General features: G+C 64.6%; 15 protein-coding genes. 11 read left to right on the forward strand and 4 right to left on the reverse strand.

The annotated features are described in order from the left end of the window. The first annotated feature begins 5 nt into the window (after positions 1-5). From hutG to mdtD, 3 genes are read left to right on the forward strand one after another with little or no spacing between them, the layout of a single operon-like run. Positions 6-782 (forward strand): N-formylglutamate deformylase, encoded by a 777-nt coding sequence (gene hutG, locus B5X78_RS14355; protein ID WP_079725187.1) that lies wholly within the window; start codon positions 6-8, stop codon positions 780-782. 32 nt (positions 783-814) lie between these two features. Continuing rightward, entirely contained in the window at positions 815-1,783 is a 969-nt protein-coding gene (locus B5X78_RS14360) for a DMT family transporter (RefSeq protein ID WP_079726209.1), read from the forward strand. A 44-nt stretch (positions 1,784-1,827) separates the two neighbouring features. After that, positions 1,828-3,309, forward strand: coding sequence for a multidrug transporter subunit MdtD (gene mdtD, locus B5X78_RS14365; RefSeq protein WP_079725188.1), 1,482 nt, complete (start codon positions 1,828-1,830; stop codon positions 3,307-3,309). An 87-nt stretch (positions 3,310-3,396) separates the two neighbouring features. Here mdtD and B5X78_RS14370 read toward each other — a convergent pair whose 3' ends face one another. The 3 genes from B5X78_RS14370 to parE form a co-directional block, all read right to left on the reverse strand. After that, positions 3,397-4,551 carry a carboxylate-amine ligase gene (locus tag B5X78_RS14370; RefSeq protein WP_079725189.1) on the reverse strand — a complete coding sequence of 385 codons (1,155 nt, stop codon included), beginning with the start codon at positions 4,549-4,551 and terminating at the stop codon, positions 3,397-3,399. Positions 4,552-4,598: 47 nt separating this feature from the next. Beyond that, complete coding sequence (locus tag B5X78_RS14375; RefSeq protein WP_139381573.1) at positions 4,599-6,602, reverse strand: alpha/beta hydrolase family protein; 2,004 nt, start codon at positions 6,600-6,602, stop codon at positions 4,599-4,601. A gap of 87 nt (positions 6,603-6,689) precedes the next feature. Next, positions 6,690-8,579 carry a DNA topoisomerase IV subunit B gene (gene parE / locus B5X78_RS14380; RefSeq protein WP_079725191.1) on the reverse strand — a complete coding sequence of 630 codons (1,890 nt, stop codon included), beginning with the start codon at positions 8,577-8,579 and terminating at the stop codon, positions 6,690-6,692. A gap of 173 nt (positions 8,580-8,752) precedes the next feature. On the opposite strand from parE, the gene B5X78_RS14385 reads away from it, so the two are divergent. The 8 genes from B5X78_RS14385 (at position 8,753) to truD (ending at position 15,753) form a co-directional block, all read left to right on the forward strand. Further along, the gene (locus B5X78_RS14385) at positions 8,753-9,007 is read left to right on the forward strand and encodes a hypothetical protein (RefSeq protein WP_079725192.1); all 255 of its coding nucleotides are present in this window, start codon (positions 8,753-8,755) and stop codon (positions 9,005-9,007) included. A 129-nt stretch (positions 9,008-9,136) separates the two neighbouring features. After that, the gene (gene pyrG / locus B5X78_RS14390) at positions 9,137-10,798 is read left to right on the forward strand and encodes a CTP synthase (protein ID WP_079725193.1); all 1,662 of its coding nucleotides are present in this window, start codon (positions 9,137-9,139) and stop codon (positions 10,796-10,798) included. A 53-nt stretch (positions 10,799-10,851) separates the two neighbouring features. Then, complete coding sequence (gene kdsA, locus B5X78_RS14395) at positions 10,852-11,685, forward strand: 3-deoxy-8-phosphooctulonate synthase (RefSeq protein WP_079725194.1); 834 nt, start codon at positions 10,852-10,854, stop codon at positions 11,683-11,685. 129 nt (positions 11,686-11,814) lie between these two features. After that, positions 11,815-13,101, forward strand: coding sequence for a phosphopyruvate hydratase (gene eno / locus B5X78_RS14400; RefSeq protein ID WP_079725195.1), 1,287 nt, complete (start codon positions 11,815-11,817; stop codon positions 13,099-13,101). 2 nt (positions 13,102-13,103) lie between these two features. Beyond that, a complete protein-coding gene (gene ftsB / locus B5X78_RS14405; RefSeq protein ID WP_079725196.1) occupies positions 13,104-13,451 on the forward strand; it encodes a cell division protein FtsB in 348 nt (115 codons plus the stop codon). Then, entirely contained in the window at positions 13,448-14,149 is a 702-nt protein-coding gene (gene ispD, locus B5X78_RS14410; RefSeq protein ID WP_139381574.1) for a 2-C-methyl-D-erythritol 4-phosphate cytidylyltransferase, read from the forward strand. Before ftsB ends, ispD begins: the two co-directional genes overlap by 4 nt. Positions 14,150-14,218: 69 nt before the next feature. Then, entirely contained in the window at positions 14,219-14,722 is a 504-nt protein-coding gene (gene ispF, locus B5X78_RS14415) for a 2-C-methyl-D-erythritol 2,4-cyclodiphosphate synthase (protein WP_229730738.1), read from the forward strand. After that, the gene (gene truD, locus B5X78_RS14420) at positions 14,719-15,753 is read left to right on the forward strand and encodes a tRNA pseudouridine(13) synthase TruD (RefSeq protein WP_079725198.1); all 1,035 of its coding nucleotides are present in this window, start codon (positions 14,719-14,721) and stop codon (positions 15,751-15,753) included. The genes ispF and truD overlap by 4 nt, the downstream gene beginning before the upstream one ends. A 7-nt stretch (positions 15,754-15,760) precedes the next feature. Here truD and B5X78_RS14425 read toward each other — a convergent pair whose 3' ends face one another. After that, entirely contained in the window at positions 15,761-16,306 is a 546-nt protein-coding gene (locus B5X78_RS14425; RefSeq protein WP_079725199.1) for a Smr/MutS family protein, read from the reverse strand. Between the last annotated feature and the right edge of the window lie 15 nt (positions 16,307-16,321).

Consider the following 16,321-nt stretch of genomic DNA (forward strand, 5'->3'; position numbering starts at 1 on the left):
GCGGCATGGAAATCTGCACGCTCCACCGCGGCGAAGCGCCGCTGCTGATCAGCCTGCCGCACAACGGCACGGCCTTGCCCGAGGCGATGGCCGCGCGCTTGACCCCCTCGGCGCGGCGCACGCCGGACACCGACTGGCACGTGGCACGGCTTTACGACTTTGCTCGCGAACTGGGTGCATCGATGCTGGTGCCGCAATACTCGCGCTATGTGGTCGACCTCAATCGACCGGAAGACGATGTCTCGCTGTATCCGGGCCAGAACACCACCGGCCTGTGCCCGATCGTGCAGTTCAGTGGTGAGCCGGTGTACCTGCCCGGGCAGGAACCTTCGACCGATGAAATCCACCAGCGCGTGGACACTTACTGGCGTCCTTACCACGCGGCTTTGCGCGAAGAGATTGAACGCCTGCTCGCCGCGCACGCACGGGTGGTGGTCTGGGAAGCCCATTCCATCCGCAGCGTGGTGCCATTCCTGTTCGAAGGCCGGCTGCCTGATTTCAACCTGGGCACCGCCGGTGGGGTCAGCTGCTCGCCGCAGTTGCAACAGCGGCTGGAAGCCATCCTGTCGGCGCAGTCGCACTACAGCCACATCGTCGATGGCCGCTTCCGTGGCGGCTACATCACCCGCCACTACAGCGACCTCGCGCGCGGCGTGCAGACGGTACAACTGGAACTGGCGCAGGTGAACTACATGGACGAAGACAGCTTCGACTACCTGCCCGCCACCGCCGCACCGACGCAACAGGTGATCCGCCGCCTGCTGGAAGCCACGCTGGCGTGAAGCCGCAGCAAGCCGATGCCGCCAGCGCGGCGATGCAGGAGCGCGAAACGTCCAGCGCGCTGCTGGACCCGGAGGCCGCACCCAACGACGCGACCGTCGCGCCGGTGGCGCCGTCCCGGCTGCCGGTCACCGGTTTCCTGCTGGCGGCGCTGGGTGCCATTGCCTTTTCCGGCAAGGCCATCATCGTGAAGCTGGGTTATCGGTACGGCGTGGACGCGATCACCTTGCTGGCCTTGCGCATGCTGGTGGCGTTTCCGTTCTTCCTGCTGATGGGGTTGTGGGCGTCGCGACGCGCGGCGTCGCTGGCGCGCGGCGATGTGCCGAAGATTCTCGCGCTCGGCTTCTTTGGCTACTACCTGGCCAGCTTCCTGGATTTCGCTGGGCTGGCCTACATCACCGCCACGCTGGAGCGGCTGATCCTGTATCTCACCCCCACCCTGGTGCTGCTGATCAACCTGTGGGTGTTCGGCAAGCGCGCCAGCCGCCTGCAATGGTCGGCGCTGCTGGTGAGCTACGTGGGTGTGCTGCTGGCGTTCGGCCACGACTGGCAACCGGGCGGCACCAACATCGCCATCGGTGGCGCGCTGGTATTCGGCAGCGCGCTGGCCTACGCGATCTATCTGGTCGGCAGCGGCGAGATGGTGCGCCGGGTCGGCGCGGTGCGCTTGACCGCGTATGCCAGCAGCGTGGCCAGCGTGCTGTGCATCGGCCAGTTCCTGCTGCTGCGTCCTGCCGCCACACTGCTGCAACTGCCACACGAAGTCTGGTCGCTGTCCCTGCTCAATGGCACCTTGTGCACGGTCTTGCCCGTGCTGATGGTGATGATGGCGGTCTCGCGCATCGGCTCGGCGCTGGCGGCGCAGATCGGCATGCTGGGTCCAGTCTCCACGATCATCCTGAGCCTGTTGCTGCTGGGTGAGCCGATGGGACCCTGGCAAGTGCTGGGCACGGTGCTGGTGATGGTGGGAGTGTTCGTGGTGTCGCGGCAGCGCACGGCGTGATCGCCTTCATGCACGCATGGCATTGACTCCGGCAGAATGAACACATGAAGGAAACCCTGCCGCCCGCCACGCCAACGCCTGGAAGTCCTCCGGCGGGTACGGCGCCGGTGGAGCCACCACCGCCGCTGATCGCCTTGCGGCCGTTGCTGTGGCTGGTGGCCGCCGGCGTCTTCATGCAGATGCTGGACAGCACCATCGTCAATACGGCCTTGCCGTCGATGGCGCGCGATCTCAACCAGTCGCCATTGAAGATGCAGGCGGTGGTGGTGGCCTATTCGCTGACCGTGGCCATGCTGATTCCCGCCTCGGGCTGGCTGGCGGATCGGTTCGGCACGCGCCGTCTTTTCATCCTTGCCATTGCGGTGTTCACGCTGGGCTCGTTGGCTTGTGCGCTTGCGCAAACGCTGCCGCAATTGGTTGCCTCGCGCGTGCTGCAGGGCGTGGGCGGCGCGATGCTGCTGCCGATTGGCCGGCTGGCGGTACTGCGGGCGGTGCCGCGCAAGGATTTCCTGGCGGCGATGAGCTTTGTCACCGTGCCGGGCCTGATAGGGCCGTTGATTGGTCCGACCCTGGGTGGCTGGCTGGCCGAAGTGGCGTCATGGCACTGGATCTTCCTGATCAACCTGCCGCTGGGCGTGCTCGGTACGCTGGCGGCATTGCGCTGGATGCCGGACCTGCGCGGGCCGCAGATGCGCTTTGATGCGTGGGGCTATGTGCTGCTTGCCTTCGGCATGGTCGCGATTTCGCTATCACTGGACAGCCTGAGCGAGCAGGATGCGCGTCGCGGCTTCATGCTGGTGCTGCTGGTATTCGGCCTGGCCGGCCTGGTCGCGTATTGGCTGCATGCCGCGCGCGCGCCGCGGCCGTTGTTCTCGCTGGCCTTGTTCAAGGTGCCGAGCTTCAGCATCGGACTGCTCGGCAATCTGTTCTCGCGCATGGGCAGCAGCGGCATGCCGTTCCTGATCCCGCTGATGCTGCAGGTGGCACTGGGCTATTCACCGATGAATGCCGGTTTGATGATGATTCCCGCCGCGCTGGCCGGCATGGGATCCAAGCGCATCGTGGTGCCGCTGGTGCATCGGCTGGGCTATCGCAAGGTGCTGGTGGGCAACACGATCCTGGTGGGTCTGGCGATGGCCAGCTTCGCCTTCATCTCGCCGGAGTGGCCGTTGTGGCTGCACCTGATCCAGTTTGCCTGCTTTGGCGCGGTCAACTCGCTGCAGTTCACCGCCATGAACACCTTGGCGCTGCGTGATCTGGACGGTGACCTGGCCAGCAGCGGCAACAGCCTGTTATCGATGACCATGATGCTGGCCATGAGTATCGGTGTGGCCGTGGCCGGCAGCCTGCTGGGCGTGTTTGGTAACGAGGCCCTGCACCCGCTGCGCGATCAGGCGCTGGGCGCATTCCGCTGGACGTTTGTCTGCGTGGGCTTGATCACGATGGCCTCGGCCGCGATATTTGCGCAGTTGCCACCGACAAGGCGCATTCCGCCGGCGAGCGTGAAGCGGGCCGATGCGGCGTAGGCGGGGGTCTGATCAGGCGTTCGTGTGTTGAACACAGCCCCGACGCTTGCCGGGTTTCGGGGCTGAAGCCCCTCCCACATTGAATCGCTATTGATCAGGTCTTGGCGCGGTAGCGGATGTGCCGGCGATGCTCGCTTCACCCAGCCAATCCACCACCGCTTGCAGCGCATCCAGGCGGCCATCTCCCGCGCGCAGGCGCTCGTTGTAGATCGCCAACTGGTGATGAGCGCTGGTCCCTTCCTCCAGGATTTGCCACAGGCGCTCGAAGGCGGGCGCGGCTTGCAGCGCATCGATATCGTCTTCCACTGCGCCTTGGGTGTTGCGCAGCATTTCGCGCACCGACACCAGCTTGCCCGAGGCCAAATCAATCAGGCCGGCGTTGTAGCCATGGCGCTGCGCCCGCCACAGGTTCTCCGCGATGATCGCCTGCACCCCGGCATCCAGCCCGGCATGCCGTTGCGGGTTACGTTCGAGATAGCGCACCAGGCAGCGGAACAGCTGGGCGATGGCGAGTGCGTCATCGGCATGGGTGCAGCAGTCGGGTACGCGCAATTCCAGGGTGGGGAAGGCGAGGGAAGGGCGAATCGCCCACCACAGGAAGCTGGCGTTCTCGATGGTGCCGGACTGCACCATCCGCGCCACATAGCGGTCATAGCCGGCCTGATCCGCGAACAGCGGCGGCAACCCCGTGCGCGGAATTTCCTGGTACGCGGTTTGTCGATAGCCCATCAAGCCGGTCGGGTGGCCCATCCAGAACGGCGACGACGTACTGAGCGCCAGCAGCAGTGGCAGAAACGGTTGCAGGCGCTTCAACAAATCGATGCGCGCGCTGGTATCGGCGGGCTGCACATGCACGTGCAGGCCACACACCAGATTGCGGTGACCGAGCATCTGCAGTTGCTGCATCACCCGGTCGTAGTGCGGTTTGTCGGTACTGACCTGATCGCGCCACACGCCCATCGGGTGGGTGCCCGCGGCGAGAATGGACAGGCCCTGTTCGGCGGCGATGCGGCCGACCGTGGCGCGCAGGTTGAACAGGTCGGCGCGCGCGGCGTCGATACCGTGATGCACACCGGTCTGCACTTCCACCTGGGTCTGCAGGAGTTCGCTGCCCACGCGCTCGCCCAGCGCCTCGTGGCAGCGCGCGAAGAAGGTCTTGGGCATGTGCCGCAGGCGCCGACGATTGCGGCGAACCAGAAAGTACTCTTCTTCCAGCCCGAAGGTGTACGGATGATGTGCCAAAGAAAAAACGCCCTGTCAGGTGACAGGGCGTTATCTCATTGCTCAGGTCAATTTTGTGTTTGCGCGACCGGCGGTGAAGTGGACGCCGGCGCTGCCGCGGTACCTGGACCAATATGCCGGTCCAGGAATGCTGCAACGCGTTTGTTCAGTTCAGTAATGTTTTCCGGCTTGACGAAGCCGTGGCCTTCGCCCGAGACCACCATGGTTTCCACCGGTACCCCGGCCTTCTTGAAGGAACTTTCCAGGGCATTGAACTGATCCATGGGAACGCGACGATCCAGCTTGCCCTGTACCAGCATGACGGGCACCTTGATCTTGGCAACGTTGCGAGCAGGTGAATTGGCGATCAGGGTCGCCTCGTCATTGCCCAGCACGCGGTCCAGATAGCGGCGACCGGCCTTGCGCTCGGTGATGTCTCCCTCCTCATGCATGACCTTGAGGTCGTAGACACCAACGTAGCCGATGGCGCACTTGTACAGGTCGGGATAACGGATGGGATTCATCAATGCGGCATAGCCACCAAAGCTTGAGCCGTAAATGCAGATGCGGTTCGCATCGGCCAGCTTGTTTTCCACTGTCCACCTCACGCCAGCGGCGATGTCGTCCATCATCTTGCCGCCCCATTCGCGATAGCCGAGCTTTTCGAACTTGTCGCCGCGCCCGCCCGAGCCGCGGAAATTGATCTGCAGAACAGCGTAGCCGCGACTGGCGAGGAACTGGGCATCGCGATCAAATCCCCAACTGTCGTAGACGCCGTAAGGACCGCCGTGAGGTACCACCACCATGGGCTGCGGCCCCGCAGCGTTGGACCGGGATGTGTAGAACCCGAACAACTTCAACCCGTCTGGCGCAGTGAACTCGATCGGTCGGGTTGTCGCCATTGACTCGGCTTTGAACCAAGGTGCTACCTCGCCAATCATCTGAACCTTGTTGGTATCCCTGTCGAGTACGTAGTAAGCAGGGGGCACACGATCAGACCAAGCACCGAACAAGACCTTGCGATTGTCGCCGCTGAAATCGACCAGCGTGATCATCTTGCCCGAGAAGGCCTTCAGCAGGCCGGAATGCAACTTGGCCCATTCAGAACCATTGTCGAAGTAGCGCACTGAGGGCTTGTCGGCGTCGTACGTCACGCCAAAAGGGACACCGTCACGTCCAGCTCGCAACACCTGTCCGATCTGCACATCGTCGCGTCCGGCGAGCAGGGTCCGGGTGCCAGAGGCGAAATCGACGCGATACATCTTGCCAGGCTCGCGGTTGTCGGAAATCACTCCGTAAGCCGTGTTGCCATCAGCTTCGAAGGAGACCCCGCCAAAAGTGAAACCGGCAAGTGTCTTGGGTACAGATTCCCAATCCGACGCGGCGGTCGGCCGGTAGAAAAGGACCGGGTTGTCTTCCTTGTCGGTCGTCTTGCGCAGGCGCGCGCGCCCGGTCCGGTCGTACCAGAATACTGCCGGTTGCGGAGAGCGTTCGACTTCCTTGCGCGAGCCCGTGCGCGCATCGACCTTGTAAATCACTGTCGGGTTCTCTTCGCCGCATACACTTCGCCAGCAGGTAAAGTTGACAAGCAAAGAGCCAGGCTCATTCCTCAGCACCATGTCTACTTCTGCGAAGCCTTGATCCTTGCGGCGCCCTGCACGGATGCCATCATCCGGGATGTACGCGAAAAGCACTTCCTGGTTCTTGCCCCGGATGTCGGAGGACATCAATTCTCCACGGCTGACCAGTTGCTCGCGTAATGGCTCCTTTTCGGCGCGGGATACGACAATCTGCTCATCGCTTGCCCATACGATGTCGGTCACATGTTGCTGCTTGGTGAAACGCAGTGCCTGCACGCTCGCACTGCCATCCAGCGGCACAATCTGCAGCTGTGTTTCGGTGCCATTGGCAGCAGGAACACCCATGGCCACGTACTTGCCGTCGGGTGAGATGCTGACATCACTGAATTCGTAGTCCTTCGAGAAGTCCTCGACCGGAATGACCTGCGCCCAGGCAGGCGCCACTACCAGGCCGCCCAACAGGGCCGCCCACTTCCATGCGTTGATAGACACGGTTCCTCCCCAGGAACGTGGTTTGCGTGTAGGCCGATGGTGCCATCACATGAGCCGGCTGTCATGTGACGCCGGCCATGGTTGCGGTCAGACTTCCAAGGAAGCCAGGTCACCCTTGGTTTCCAGCCACGCCTTGCGCTCGCTGGCGCGCTTCTTGGCCAGCAACATGTCCATCAGCGAGTGGGTCTGGTCGCCGTCTTCGACGGTGAGCTGGCACAGCCGACGGGTGTCGGGGTGGATGGTGGACTCGCGCAGCTGCGAGGCGTTCATTTCGCCGAGGCCCTTGAAGCGGGTAACGTTGACCGCGCCCTTGATCTTCTCGCGCTGGATCTTCTCCAGCAGCAGGCGCTTTTCTTCCTCGTCTAGGGCGTAGAACACCTGCTTGCCCACGTCGACGCGGAACAGCGGCGGCATCGCCACGAACACATGACCGGCCTGCACCAGTGCCGGGAAGTGGCGCAGGAACAATGCGCTCAACAAGGTGGCGATATGCAGGCCGTCGGAGTCGGCGTCCGCCAGCACCACGACCTTGCCATAGCGCAGGCCGCTGATGTCTTCCTTGCCCGGATCGCAGCCAATGGCCACGGCGAGATCGTGGACTTCCTGCGAGGCCAGCACGCTGCCGGAAGCCACTTCCCAGGTGTTGAGGATCTTGCCGCGCAGCGGCAGGATCGCCTGGAAGTCCTTGTCGCGCGCCTGCTTGGCGCTGCCGCCGGCGGAGTCGCCTTCGACCAGGAACAATTCGGTGCGCGACAGATCCTGGCTGATGCAGTCGGCCAGCTTGCCGGGCAGGGCGGGGCCCTGGGTGACCTTCTTGCGCACCACCTGCTTTTCGGTCTTCAGGCGGGCAGCGGCGCGTTCAATCGCGATCTGCGCGATCTTCTCGCCCAGATCCACATGCTGGTTGAGCCACAGGCTGAAGGCGTCATGTGCGGCGCCTTCAATGAAACCGGCGGCCTGGCGCGAGCTCAGGCGTTCCTTGGTCTGGCCACTGAACTGCGGGTCGGTGATCTTCAGCGACAGCACGAACGCCACGCGATCCCATACGTCTTCCGGCGCCAGCTTGACCCCGCGCGGCAGCAGGTTGCGGAAATCGCAGAACTCGCGCAGCGCATCGGTCAGCCCGCTGCGCAGACCATTGACGTGCGTGCCGTGCTGGGCGGTCGGGATCAGGTTGACGTAGCTTTCCTGCACCAGTTCGCCTTCGGCGACCCAGGCCACGGCCCAGTCGACGATCTCGGTGTCCTTCTTCAGCTGGCCGGCGAACAGATCCGGCGGCAGCAGCTCACGGCCCGCCAGTTCGCCCTTCAGGTAGTCACGCAGGCCGTCTTCGTAATGCCAGCGATCACGCTCGCCGGTGGCCTCGTCCAGCAGCGTCACGGTCAGGCCCGGGCAGAGGACGGCCTTGGCGCGCAGCAGGTGACGCAGGGCGCGCACGTTGAATTTGGGCGTGTCGAAGTACTTGGCGTCGGGCCAGAAGCGCAGGCGCGTGCCGGTGTTTTTCTTGCCGACGGTGCCGACCGTTTCGAGCTTGGAAGCGGCGTCGCCGTCGCGAAATTCCATGCGGAATTCGCTGCTCTCGCGCTTGATGAAGATTTCCACCTTCTTCGACAGCGCGTTGACCACGCTCACGCCCACGCCGTGCAGGCCGCCGCTGAAAGTGTAGTTGCGGTTGTTGAACTTGCCGCCGGCATGCAGGCGGGTCAGGATCAGTTCCACACCCGGAATCTTTTCTTCCGGATGGATGTCCACCGGCATGCCGCGGCCATCGTCGCTGACTTCGCAGCTGCCATCCTTGAACAGCGTCACTTCCACCGTGCTGGCATGGCCGGCGAGGGCTTCGTCGACCGCGTTGTCGATCACTTCCTGCGCCAGATGGTTGGGGCGGGCGGTGTCGGTGTACATGCCGGGCCGGCGCTTGACCGGGTCCAGGCCGGAGAGAACTTCGATGTCGGCGGCGTTGTAACGACTGCTCATGGAATCGGTGGCGTGCCCGGTGGCGTGGAGGCGGCAAGTGTGCGGCCAGGCGGGTCTTTTTGCACGTTCAGGAGCAAGGCAGGCGGCAACGCCTACTCTTGCCCGCAGCAGAGGGGCAACTTGATATTCGGCTCGCCATCCCCATCTGCCTTGCAGCTACAGGAGGAATGACAATGTCTTCGCGCAAATTGCTGATCCTGGCCATCGCCGCCCTGACCGCCGCCAGCGCCACCGTGGCGTGGGCCCAGTCCAAGCCGACCCAGGACCCCAAGTCCGACCAGAGTTCCCAGCCCGAACCCAGTGACGCCGAACGCAAGGCGCAACGTCGTGCGGCCAACGAAGCCGCCGCTGCCCAGCGCGCCAAGCAGAAGTCCGCCCAGGGCCAGAAGTCCGGCGCCCAGGACGAGGAAGAAGAAAAGAAGCCGTAATCCCCGAAAGCCTTGCACTGCAAGGCTTTGGCGTGGATGTGAAGGCTCCCGGCGCCCCGCTTCGGCGGGGCGTCGTGCTTTCCGAAGGCCGGCTTCATCGGTAGACTATGGCTTTCCGGAGCCCAGCTTATGACTCCCCTTATTTTTGTTACCGGCGGCGTCGTGTCCTCGCTTGGCAAGGGCATCGCCGCCGCTTCGCTTGCGTCCATTCTTGAAGCACGTGGCCTCAAGGTCACGATGATGAAGCTGGACCCCTACATCAACGTCGATCCGGGCACCATGAGCCCGTTCCAGCACGGTGAGGTGTACGTCACCGACGACGGCGCCGAAACCGACCTGGACCTGGGCCACTACGAGCGCTTCGTGCGCACGCGCCTGAGCCGCAAGAATTCGATCACCACCGGCCGCATCTACGAGAACGTCATCCGCAAGGAACGCCGCGGCGACTATCTCGGCGCGACCGTGCAGGTCATCCCGCACATCACCGACGAAATCCGCCGCTGTATCGACGAGGCCACCGAAGGTTTCGACGTGGCGCTGGTGGAGATTGGCGGCACCGTGGGCGATATCGAGTCGCTGCCATTCCTGGAAGCCATCCGCCAGATCCGCACCGAACGTGGTCCGGAGCAGGCCTTGTTCATGCATTTGACCCTGGTGCCGTACGTGGCCGCCGCCGGTGAGCTGAAGACCAAGCCGACCCAGCATTCGGTCAAGGAACTGCGCTCGATCGGTATCCAGCCGGACGTGTTGCTGTGCCGCTCGGAGCAGGTGATTCCGGATTCGGAGCGGCGCAAGATTTCGCTGTTCACCAACGTCCCCGAGCGCGCCGTCATCAGCGTGCCGGATGTGGACGTGCTGTACAAGATTCCCAGCAGCCTGCACGAGCAGGGCCTGGACAACATCGTCATCCGCCAGTTGCGACTGGACACGGCCAGGGACGCGGATCTGTCGGAATGGGAAGCGGCGGTGGACGCCACCCTCAATCCGCTCGACGAGGTCACCATTGCGGTGGTCGGCAAGTACGTCGACCACCAGGACGCCTACAAGTCGGTTGGTGAAGCCCTCAAGCACGGCGGCCTGCGCCAGCGCACGCGCGTGCGGCTGAAGTGGATTGAAGCGCAGGAACTGGAAGGCAGCGACATGTCGTTGCTCGACGGCGTGGACGGCATTCTGGTGCCGGGCGGTTTCGGTGATCGCGGCTTCGAGGGCAAGGTGCTCACCTCGCACTTCGCGCGCCAGACCGGCATCCCGTATTTCGGCATCTGCTACGGCATGCAGGCCGCGGTAGTCGACTACGCCCGCCATGTGGCCGGCATGGACGGCGCCAACAGCACCGAAAACGACAAGCAGTCGGCGCATCCGGTAATTGCCTTGATTACCGAGTGGCGCACTGGCGCCGGTGATGTGGAACGCCGCGACGAACGTTCGGATCTGGGCGGCACCATGCGCCTGGGCCTGCAGGAAGCCCGCCTGAAGCCGGGTACCCTGGCACGCGAACTGTATGGCAAGGACGTGGTGGCGGAGCGCCATCGCCATCGCTACGAGTTCAACAACCGCTACCGCACCCAGCTGGAAGACGCCGGCCTGGTGGTGTCCGCCAAGTCGATGGACGATCTGCTGGTGGAAATGGTGGAGCTGCCGCGCAGCGTGCATCCCTGGTTCCTGGCCTGCCAGGCGCACCCGGAATTCCTGTCCACGCCGCGCGATGGCCATCCGCTGTTCGTCGGCTTCATCCGCGCAGCGCGCGAGAAGAAGGCCGGCGGCAAGTTGTTGAAAGAAGCACGCGCATAAGTTGTTCCCAATCCCTCTTCCGGAGGGCGAGGGGCTCAAACGAAGGAGTCGCAATGAAGCTCTGTGGATTTGATGTTGGCCTGGATAAACCGCTGTTCCTGATCGCCGGCCCCTGCGTGATCGAGTCGATGCAACTGCAGCTCGATGTGGCCGGGCAGCTGAAAGAGATCACCGGCAAGCTGGGGATGAACTTCATCTTCAAATCCAGCTTCGACAAGGCCAATCGCACCTCCGGCACCAGCTTCCGCGGCCCCGGCATGGAAGAAGGCCTGAAGGTGCTGGCCGAAGTGAAGAAGCAGATTGGCGTGCCGGTGCTGACCGACGTGCACGAGTACACGCCGATGGACGAAGTGGCCTCGGTGGTCGATGTGCTGCAGACGCCGGCGTTCCTGGTCCGCCAGACCGACTTCATCAAGAAGGTCTGCGCCGCCGGCAAGCCGGTCAACATCAAGAAGGGTCAGTTCCTCTCGCCGTGGGACATGAAGCCGGTGGTGGAGAAGGCCAAGTCGACCGGCAACCAGGACATCATGGTCTGCGAGCGCGGCGCCAGCTTTGGCTACAACAACCTGGTCAGCGACATGCGCAGCCTGAGCGTGATGCGCGACACCGGTTGCCCGGTGGTCTTCGACGCCACCCATTCGGTGCAGTTGCCGGGCGGGCAGGGCACCAGTTCCGGTGGCCAGCGCGAATTTGTTCCCGTGCTGGCGCGTGCGGCGGTGGCGGTGGGTGTTTCGGGCTTGTTTGCCGAGACCCATCCGGATCCGTCCAAGGCCCTGTCCGACGGCCCCAATGCCTGGCCGCTGGCAAAGATGGAAGCGCTGCTGGAAACCCTGCTGGCGCTGGATTCCATCACCAAGAAGAACGGCTTTCTGGAATCCCAGGTCTGACGGAATCCGCCGGGAATCCGCGGCTGCGGCCGTGCCTGGCGGCATTTCTTTGTAGACTTGCGGCGCATACGTCGCGCGGCCACCGGCCGCGTCTCCAAGACATTACCAATAGCGACCACCACGGACCCCATGACCAACATCGCCAAGATCCACGCCCGCGAAATCCTCGACAGTCGCGGCAATCCGACCCTCGAAGCCGAGGTCACGCTGGAAGACGGTTCCTTTGGCCGTGCGATGGTGCCCTCGGGCGCCTCCACCGGCACCAAGGAAGCGGTGGAGCTGCGCGACGGCGACAAGACCCGTTATCTGGGCAAGGGCGTGCGCAAGGCCGTGGACAACGTCAACGCCACCATTGCCGGCGCGCTCAAGGGTTTTGACGGCGCCGACCAGGAAGGCCTGGATCGCCGCCTGATTGACCTGGATGGCACCGAGAACAAGGGCCGCCTGGGCGCCAATGCGCTGCTCGGCGTGTCGCTGGCCAATGCCCGCGCCGTGGCCGCCTCGCGCAAGCAGGAACTGTGGCAGTACCTGGCCAACGGCCGCGACGTGACCCTGCCGGTGCCGATGATGAACATCATCAACGGCGGTGCGCATGCCGACAACAACGTGGACTTCCAGGAGTTCATGGTGCTGCCGGTGGGCTTCGACACCTTCGCCGAGTCGCTGCGCGCCGGCACCGAAATCTTCCATTCGCTCAAGTCGGTGCTCAAGGGCCATGGCCTGAGCACGGCGGTGGGCGATGAAGGCGGCTTTGCCCCGGACTTCCGCAGCAATGTCGAAGCGCTGGACACCATCCTGGAAGCCATCGGCAAGGCCGGCTACAAGGCCGGCGAAGACGTGCTGCTGGGCCTGGACGTGGCCTCGAGCGAATTCTTCGACAACGGCAAGTACCACCTGGTCGGTGAGAACAAGCGCCTGACCAGTGAGCAGTTCGTCGATTTCCTGGCCGACTGGGCCGCGCAATACCCGATCATCACCATCGAAGACGGTCTGGCCGAGGACGACTGGGCGGGCTGGAAGCTGCTGACCGATCGCATCGGCAAGAAGATCCAGCTGGTCGGTGACGATCTGTTCGTCACTAACCCGAAGATCTTCAAGGAAGGCATCGAGTCCGGCACCGCCAACGCGATCCTGATCAAGGTCAACCAGATCGGCACGCTCAGCGAAACCCTGGAAGCCATCGCCATGGCCGATCACGCCGGCTACGCCGCCGTGGTCTCGCACCGCTCGGGCGAAACCGAAGACACCACCATCGCCGACATCGCCGTGGCCACCACTGCCACCCAGATCAAGACCGGCTCGCTGTGTCGCAGTGATCGCGTGGCCAAGTACAACCAGCTGCTGCGCATCGAGGAAGCACTGGGCGCCAAGGCGCGCTACGCCGGCCGCAATGCTTTTGTCTCGCTGAAGAAGTAAGCGTGCGGCGGATCGTCTGGCTGCTGCTGGCACTGGTACTGCTGCTCACGTGGCTGCAGTACAAGTTCTGGTTTGGCGCCGGCAGCTCCAGCGACGTGGTGGCACTGGAAAGCCAGGTGATCGTGCAGAAGCGCGAGAACGCCGGATTGCAGGAACGCAACGACGCGCTCGCGGCGGAAGTGGAAGATCTGAAGTCCGGCGAAGCCGCGGTGGAAGAGCGCGCGCGCAGCGAGCTGGGCATGATCAAGCCGGGCGAGAAGTTCTATCGCGTCGTCGAGAGCACGCCACCACCGCCCGTCGTCGACGATCCGGATGAAGCCCCGGCGCCGGCCAGCGAGCAGGCGCCCTGATGGCCGGGATTTGGACGGTGATTCCCGCCGCCGGTCGCGGCACCCGTTTTGGCGGTGATTTGCCCAAGCAGTACCTGCAGGTGGGCGGACAGACCGTGCTGGCGCATACGCTGGCCGCGCTGTTCGCGCATGAGGCGGTGGAAGGCGCGATCATCGTGCTCTCGGCCGAAGACGCCGACTGGCCGGGCTGGTCCGACTTCGAAGGCAAACCGCTGCAAACCTGCGTTGGTGGAGCCACCCGCGCCGAGTCGGTGTTGGCCGGCCTGCGCGCGCTGCCGGAGCAGGTGCGCGGCGATGATTTCGTGCTGGTGCACGATGCCGCCCGTCCCAATCTGTCGCGCACGGATCTGGCCGCCCTGCTGGAACGCGGCCGCGCCGATCCGGTGGGCGCCATCCTGGCTGCGCCGGTGCGCGATACCCTCAAGCGCGCAGGCGACGACGGCGGCATCGATGGGACCGAATCGCGCGAGCGGCTGTGGCGTGCGTTCACGCCGCAGTTGTTCCGCCGCCTGCAGCTGTCACGCGCGCTCGAGCACGCCGCACAGGCCGGCATCGACGTGACCGACGAGGCCATGGCAATGGAGCGGCAAGGCCTGCGTCCGCTGCTGATCGAGGGTGCGGAAAGCAACTTCAAAATCACCACGCCCGCCGATCTGGCACGCTTCGAATTCGAACTGCAGCGCCGACCGGCGCGGTAGGCCGGCCTGCTGGCGGACGCTAGAATGGTCTGGTTTCGGGGCTGAGGCCCCTCCTACAGGTTCGCACTCATGCCGCATTCCATGGTCGCCCAGCTTCCTTTCCGTGTTGGCCAAGGCTTCGACGTGCATGCCTTCGGCGAGGGCGATCACGTGATGCTCGGCGGTGTGCTGGTGCTGCATGATCGCGGCGTGCTGGCGCACAGCGACGGCGACGTGGTGCTGCACGCCTTGTGCGACGCGATGCTGGGCGCGCTTGCATTGGGCGATATCGGCCAGCACTTTCCGCCCTCCGATCCGAAATGGAAGGGCGCCGACAGCCGCCAGTTCCTGCGTCATTGCCTGGGCTTGGTGCGTGCGCGCGGCTACGAGATGGGCAATGTGGACGTCACCGTAATCGGCGAGCGCCCCAAGATTGGCCCGCATGCGGCGGCGATGCGCGAACTGATGGCGCATGATCTGGGCATCGTGGTCGAACAGGTGAGCGTCAAGGCCACCACCACCGAGAAGCTGGGCTTCACCGGTCGCGGCGAAGGCATCGCCGCGCAGGTGGTGGTGCTGTTGATCAAACGATGAGCAACGAACTTCCGCGCGCCTTCGGGCCTTCAGTGATGCAGGCGCGCTTTCGCAGTGCGCCCGAGGACTTTTTCGTCGAGGAACTGCCAGGCTTCGAACCCACCGGCGAAGGCGAGCATCTGCTGCTGACCATCGAAAAGCGTGGCCTCAATACCGCCTTCGTCGCCCAGCGGCTGGCGCAGTGGGCGGGCATCGCCGAGATGGGCGTGAGCTATGCCGGCCTGAAGGATCGCCACGCGGTCACCCACCAGCGTTTCAGCGTGCACCTGCCCAAGCGACAGGCGCCGGACCTGGCGGACCTGGCCAGCGACGACCTGCGCGTGCTTGCATCGACCTGGCACAACCGCAAGCTGCCGCGTGGCGCGCTGGCGGGCAATCGTTTCGTGCTGCTGTTGCGCGAGGTGCAGGGCGAGCGCACGGCCATCGAGGCGCGGCTGGGCGAAATAGCCCGTCACGGCTTGCCGAACTGGTTCGGCGAACAGCGCTTTGGCCGCGATGGCGGCAATGTCGCTTCCGCACTGGCGATGTTCGCGGGTCGACGGGTCAAGCGCGATCAACGTTCCATCTTCCTGTCCGCGGCGCGTTCGGAATTGTTCAACCGCGTGCTGGCGGCACGGCTGGCAGCAGGCAACTGGAACACCGCCATGGACGGCGAAGTCTGGATGCTTGACGGCAGCCGCAGCGTGTTCGGGCCCGAGCCCTGGAACGACACGCTGGCGCAGCGCCTGGCTGAGTTCGACATCCATCCCAGTGGTGCGCTCTGGGGCGCCGGCGAGCTGCGCACGCAAGGCGACTGCCGCGCGTTGGAACTGCAGGCGCTGGAAGGCGACACCGCGCAACGCCTGCGGGCCGGACTGGAAGTTGCCGACCTCAAGCAGGAACGTCGCGCGTTGCGTTTGCGGCCTGCTGACCTCGCCTGGCAATGGCAGGCCGATGACGTCTTGCAGCTGGCGTTCGCGCTGCCGCCCGGCAGCTATGCCACCGGCGTGCTGCATGAGCTCGGTGAAGTCAGCGAGGCCGCGCGCCAGTAAGCGGCCTTCAGCGCCGCGACAACAGCACCACCACCGCGCCGGTACCGCCCTGGGCCGGTGGCGCCGAATGAAACGCCAGCACATCGGCGCGCTGCCGCAGCAGGCGATCCACCAGGTTCTTGAGTACCGGGATGTCGCGCTCGTTGCGGCTGCCCTTGCCATGGATGATGCGCACGCAACCCCATTCATGCGCGCGTGCCTCCAGCAGGAACTCGCGCAACAGCGACTCGGCCTGCAACGCGCTGGCGCCATGCAAATCCAGCTCGTCCTGGGCCGAGAACTGGCCCTTGCGCAGGCGCTGGAACACCCGCGCCGGCACGCTGGCGCGGCGGAAGCTGAGCACGTCTGCCGCTTCCAGCAAGGCCATGTCGGCCAGGCCGCGCTGGAACTCGCTGCGCGCTTCCACTTCATCTCGCTCGGCCATGCGCGCGGCGGGTCGTGGCCTTGGCCGGCTGGGCGGGGCGGCGGCGTCGGGCAGGCGCTTGACCTCGCCAATGGCCTGGCGGAACAGCGCTGCGTCGTCGTCGTCGTCGTGGTCTTCGGGCGATGCCATCGGCACAGCTTAGGT

Origin of the sequence: Pseudoxanthomonas indica (assembly GCF_900167565.1) — a bacterium.
Lineage (GTDB): Bacteria > Pseudomonadota > Gammaproteobacteria > Xanthomonadales > Xanthomonadaceae > Pseudoxanthomonas_A > Pseudoxanthomonas_A indica.

Bases quoted from the DNA above. Each gene is read 5' to 3' on its own strand.
- B5X78_RS14385 (WP_079725192.1), top strand. From the start codon at position 8,753: ATGTCTTCGCGCAAATTGCTGATCCTGGCCATCGCCGCCCTGACCGCC.
- pyrG (WP_079725193.1), top strand. From the start codon at position 9,137: ATGACTCCCCTTATTTTTGTTACCGGCGGCGTCGTGTCCTCGCTTGGC.
- parE (WP_079725191.1), bottom strand. From the start codon at position 8,579: ATGAGCAGTCGTTACAACGCCGCCGACATCGAAGTTCTCTCCGGCCTG.
- truD (WP_079725198.1), top strand. From the start codon at position 14,719: ATGAGCAACGAACTTCCGCGCGCCTTCGGGCCTTCAGTGATGCAGGCG.
- B5X78_RS14360 (WP_079726209.1), top strand. From the start codon at position 815: ATGCAGGAGCGCGAAACGTCCAGCGCGCTGCTGGACCCGGAGGCCGCA.
- B5X78_RS14425 (WP_079725199.1), bottom strand. From the start codon at position 16,306: ATGGCATCGCCCGAAGACCACGACGACGACGACGACGCAGCGCTGTTC.
- hutG (WP_079725187.1), top strand. From the start codon at position 6: ATGGAAATCTGCACGCTCCACCGCGGCGAAGCGCCGCTGCTGATCAGC.
- mdtD (WP_079725188.1), top strand. From the start codon at position 1,828: ATGAAGGAAACCCTGCCGCCCGCCACGCCAACGCCTGGAAGTCCTCCG.
- eno (WP_079725195.1), top strand. From the start codon at position 11,815: ATGACCAACATCGCCAAGATCCACGCCCGCGAAATCCTCGACAGTCGC.
- kdsA (WP_079725194.1), top strand. From the start codon at position 10,852: ATGAAGCTCTGTGGATTTGATGTTGGCCTGGATAAACCGCTGTTCCTG.
- ispF (WP_229730738.1), top strand. From the start codon at position 14,219: ATGCCGCATTCCATGGTCGCCCAGCTTCCTTTCCGTGTTGGCCAAGGC.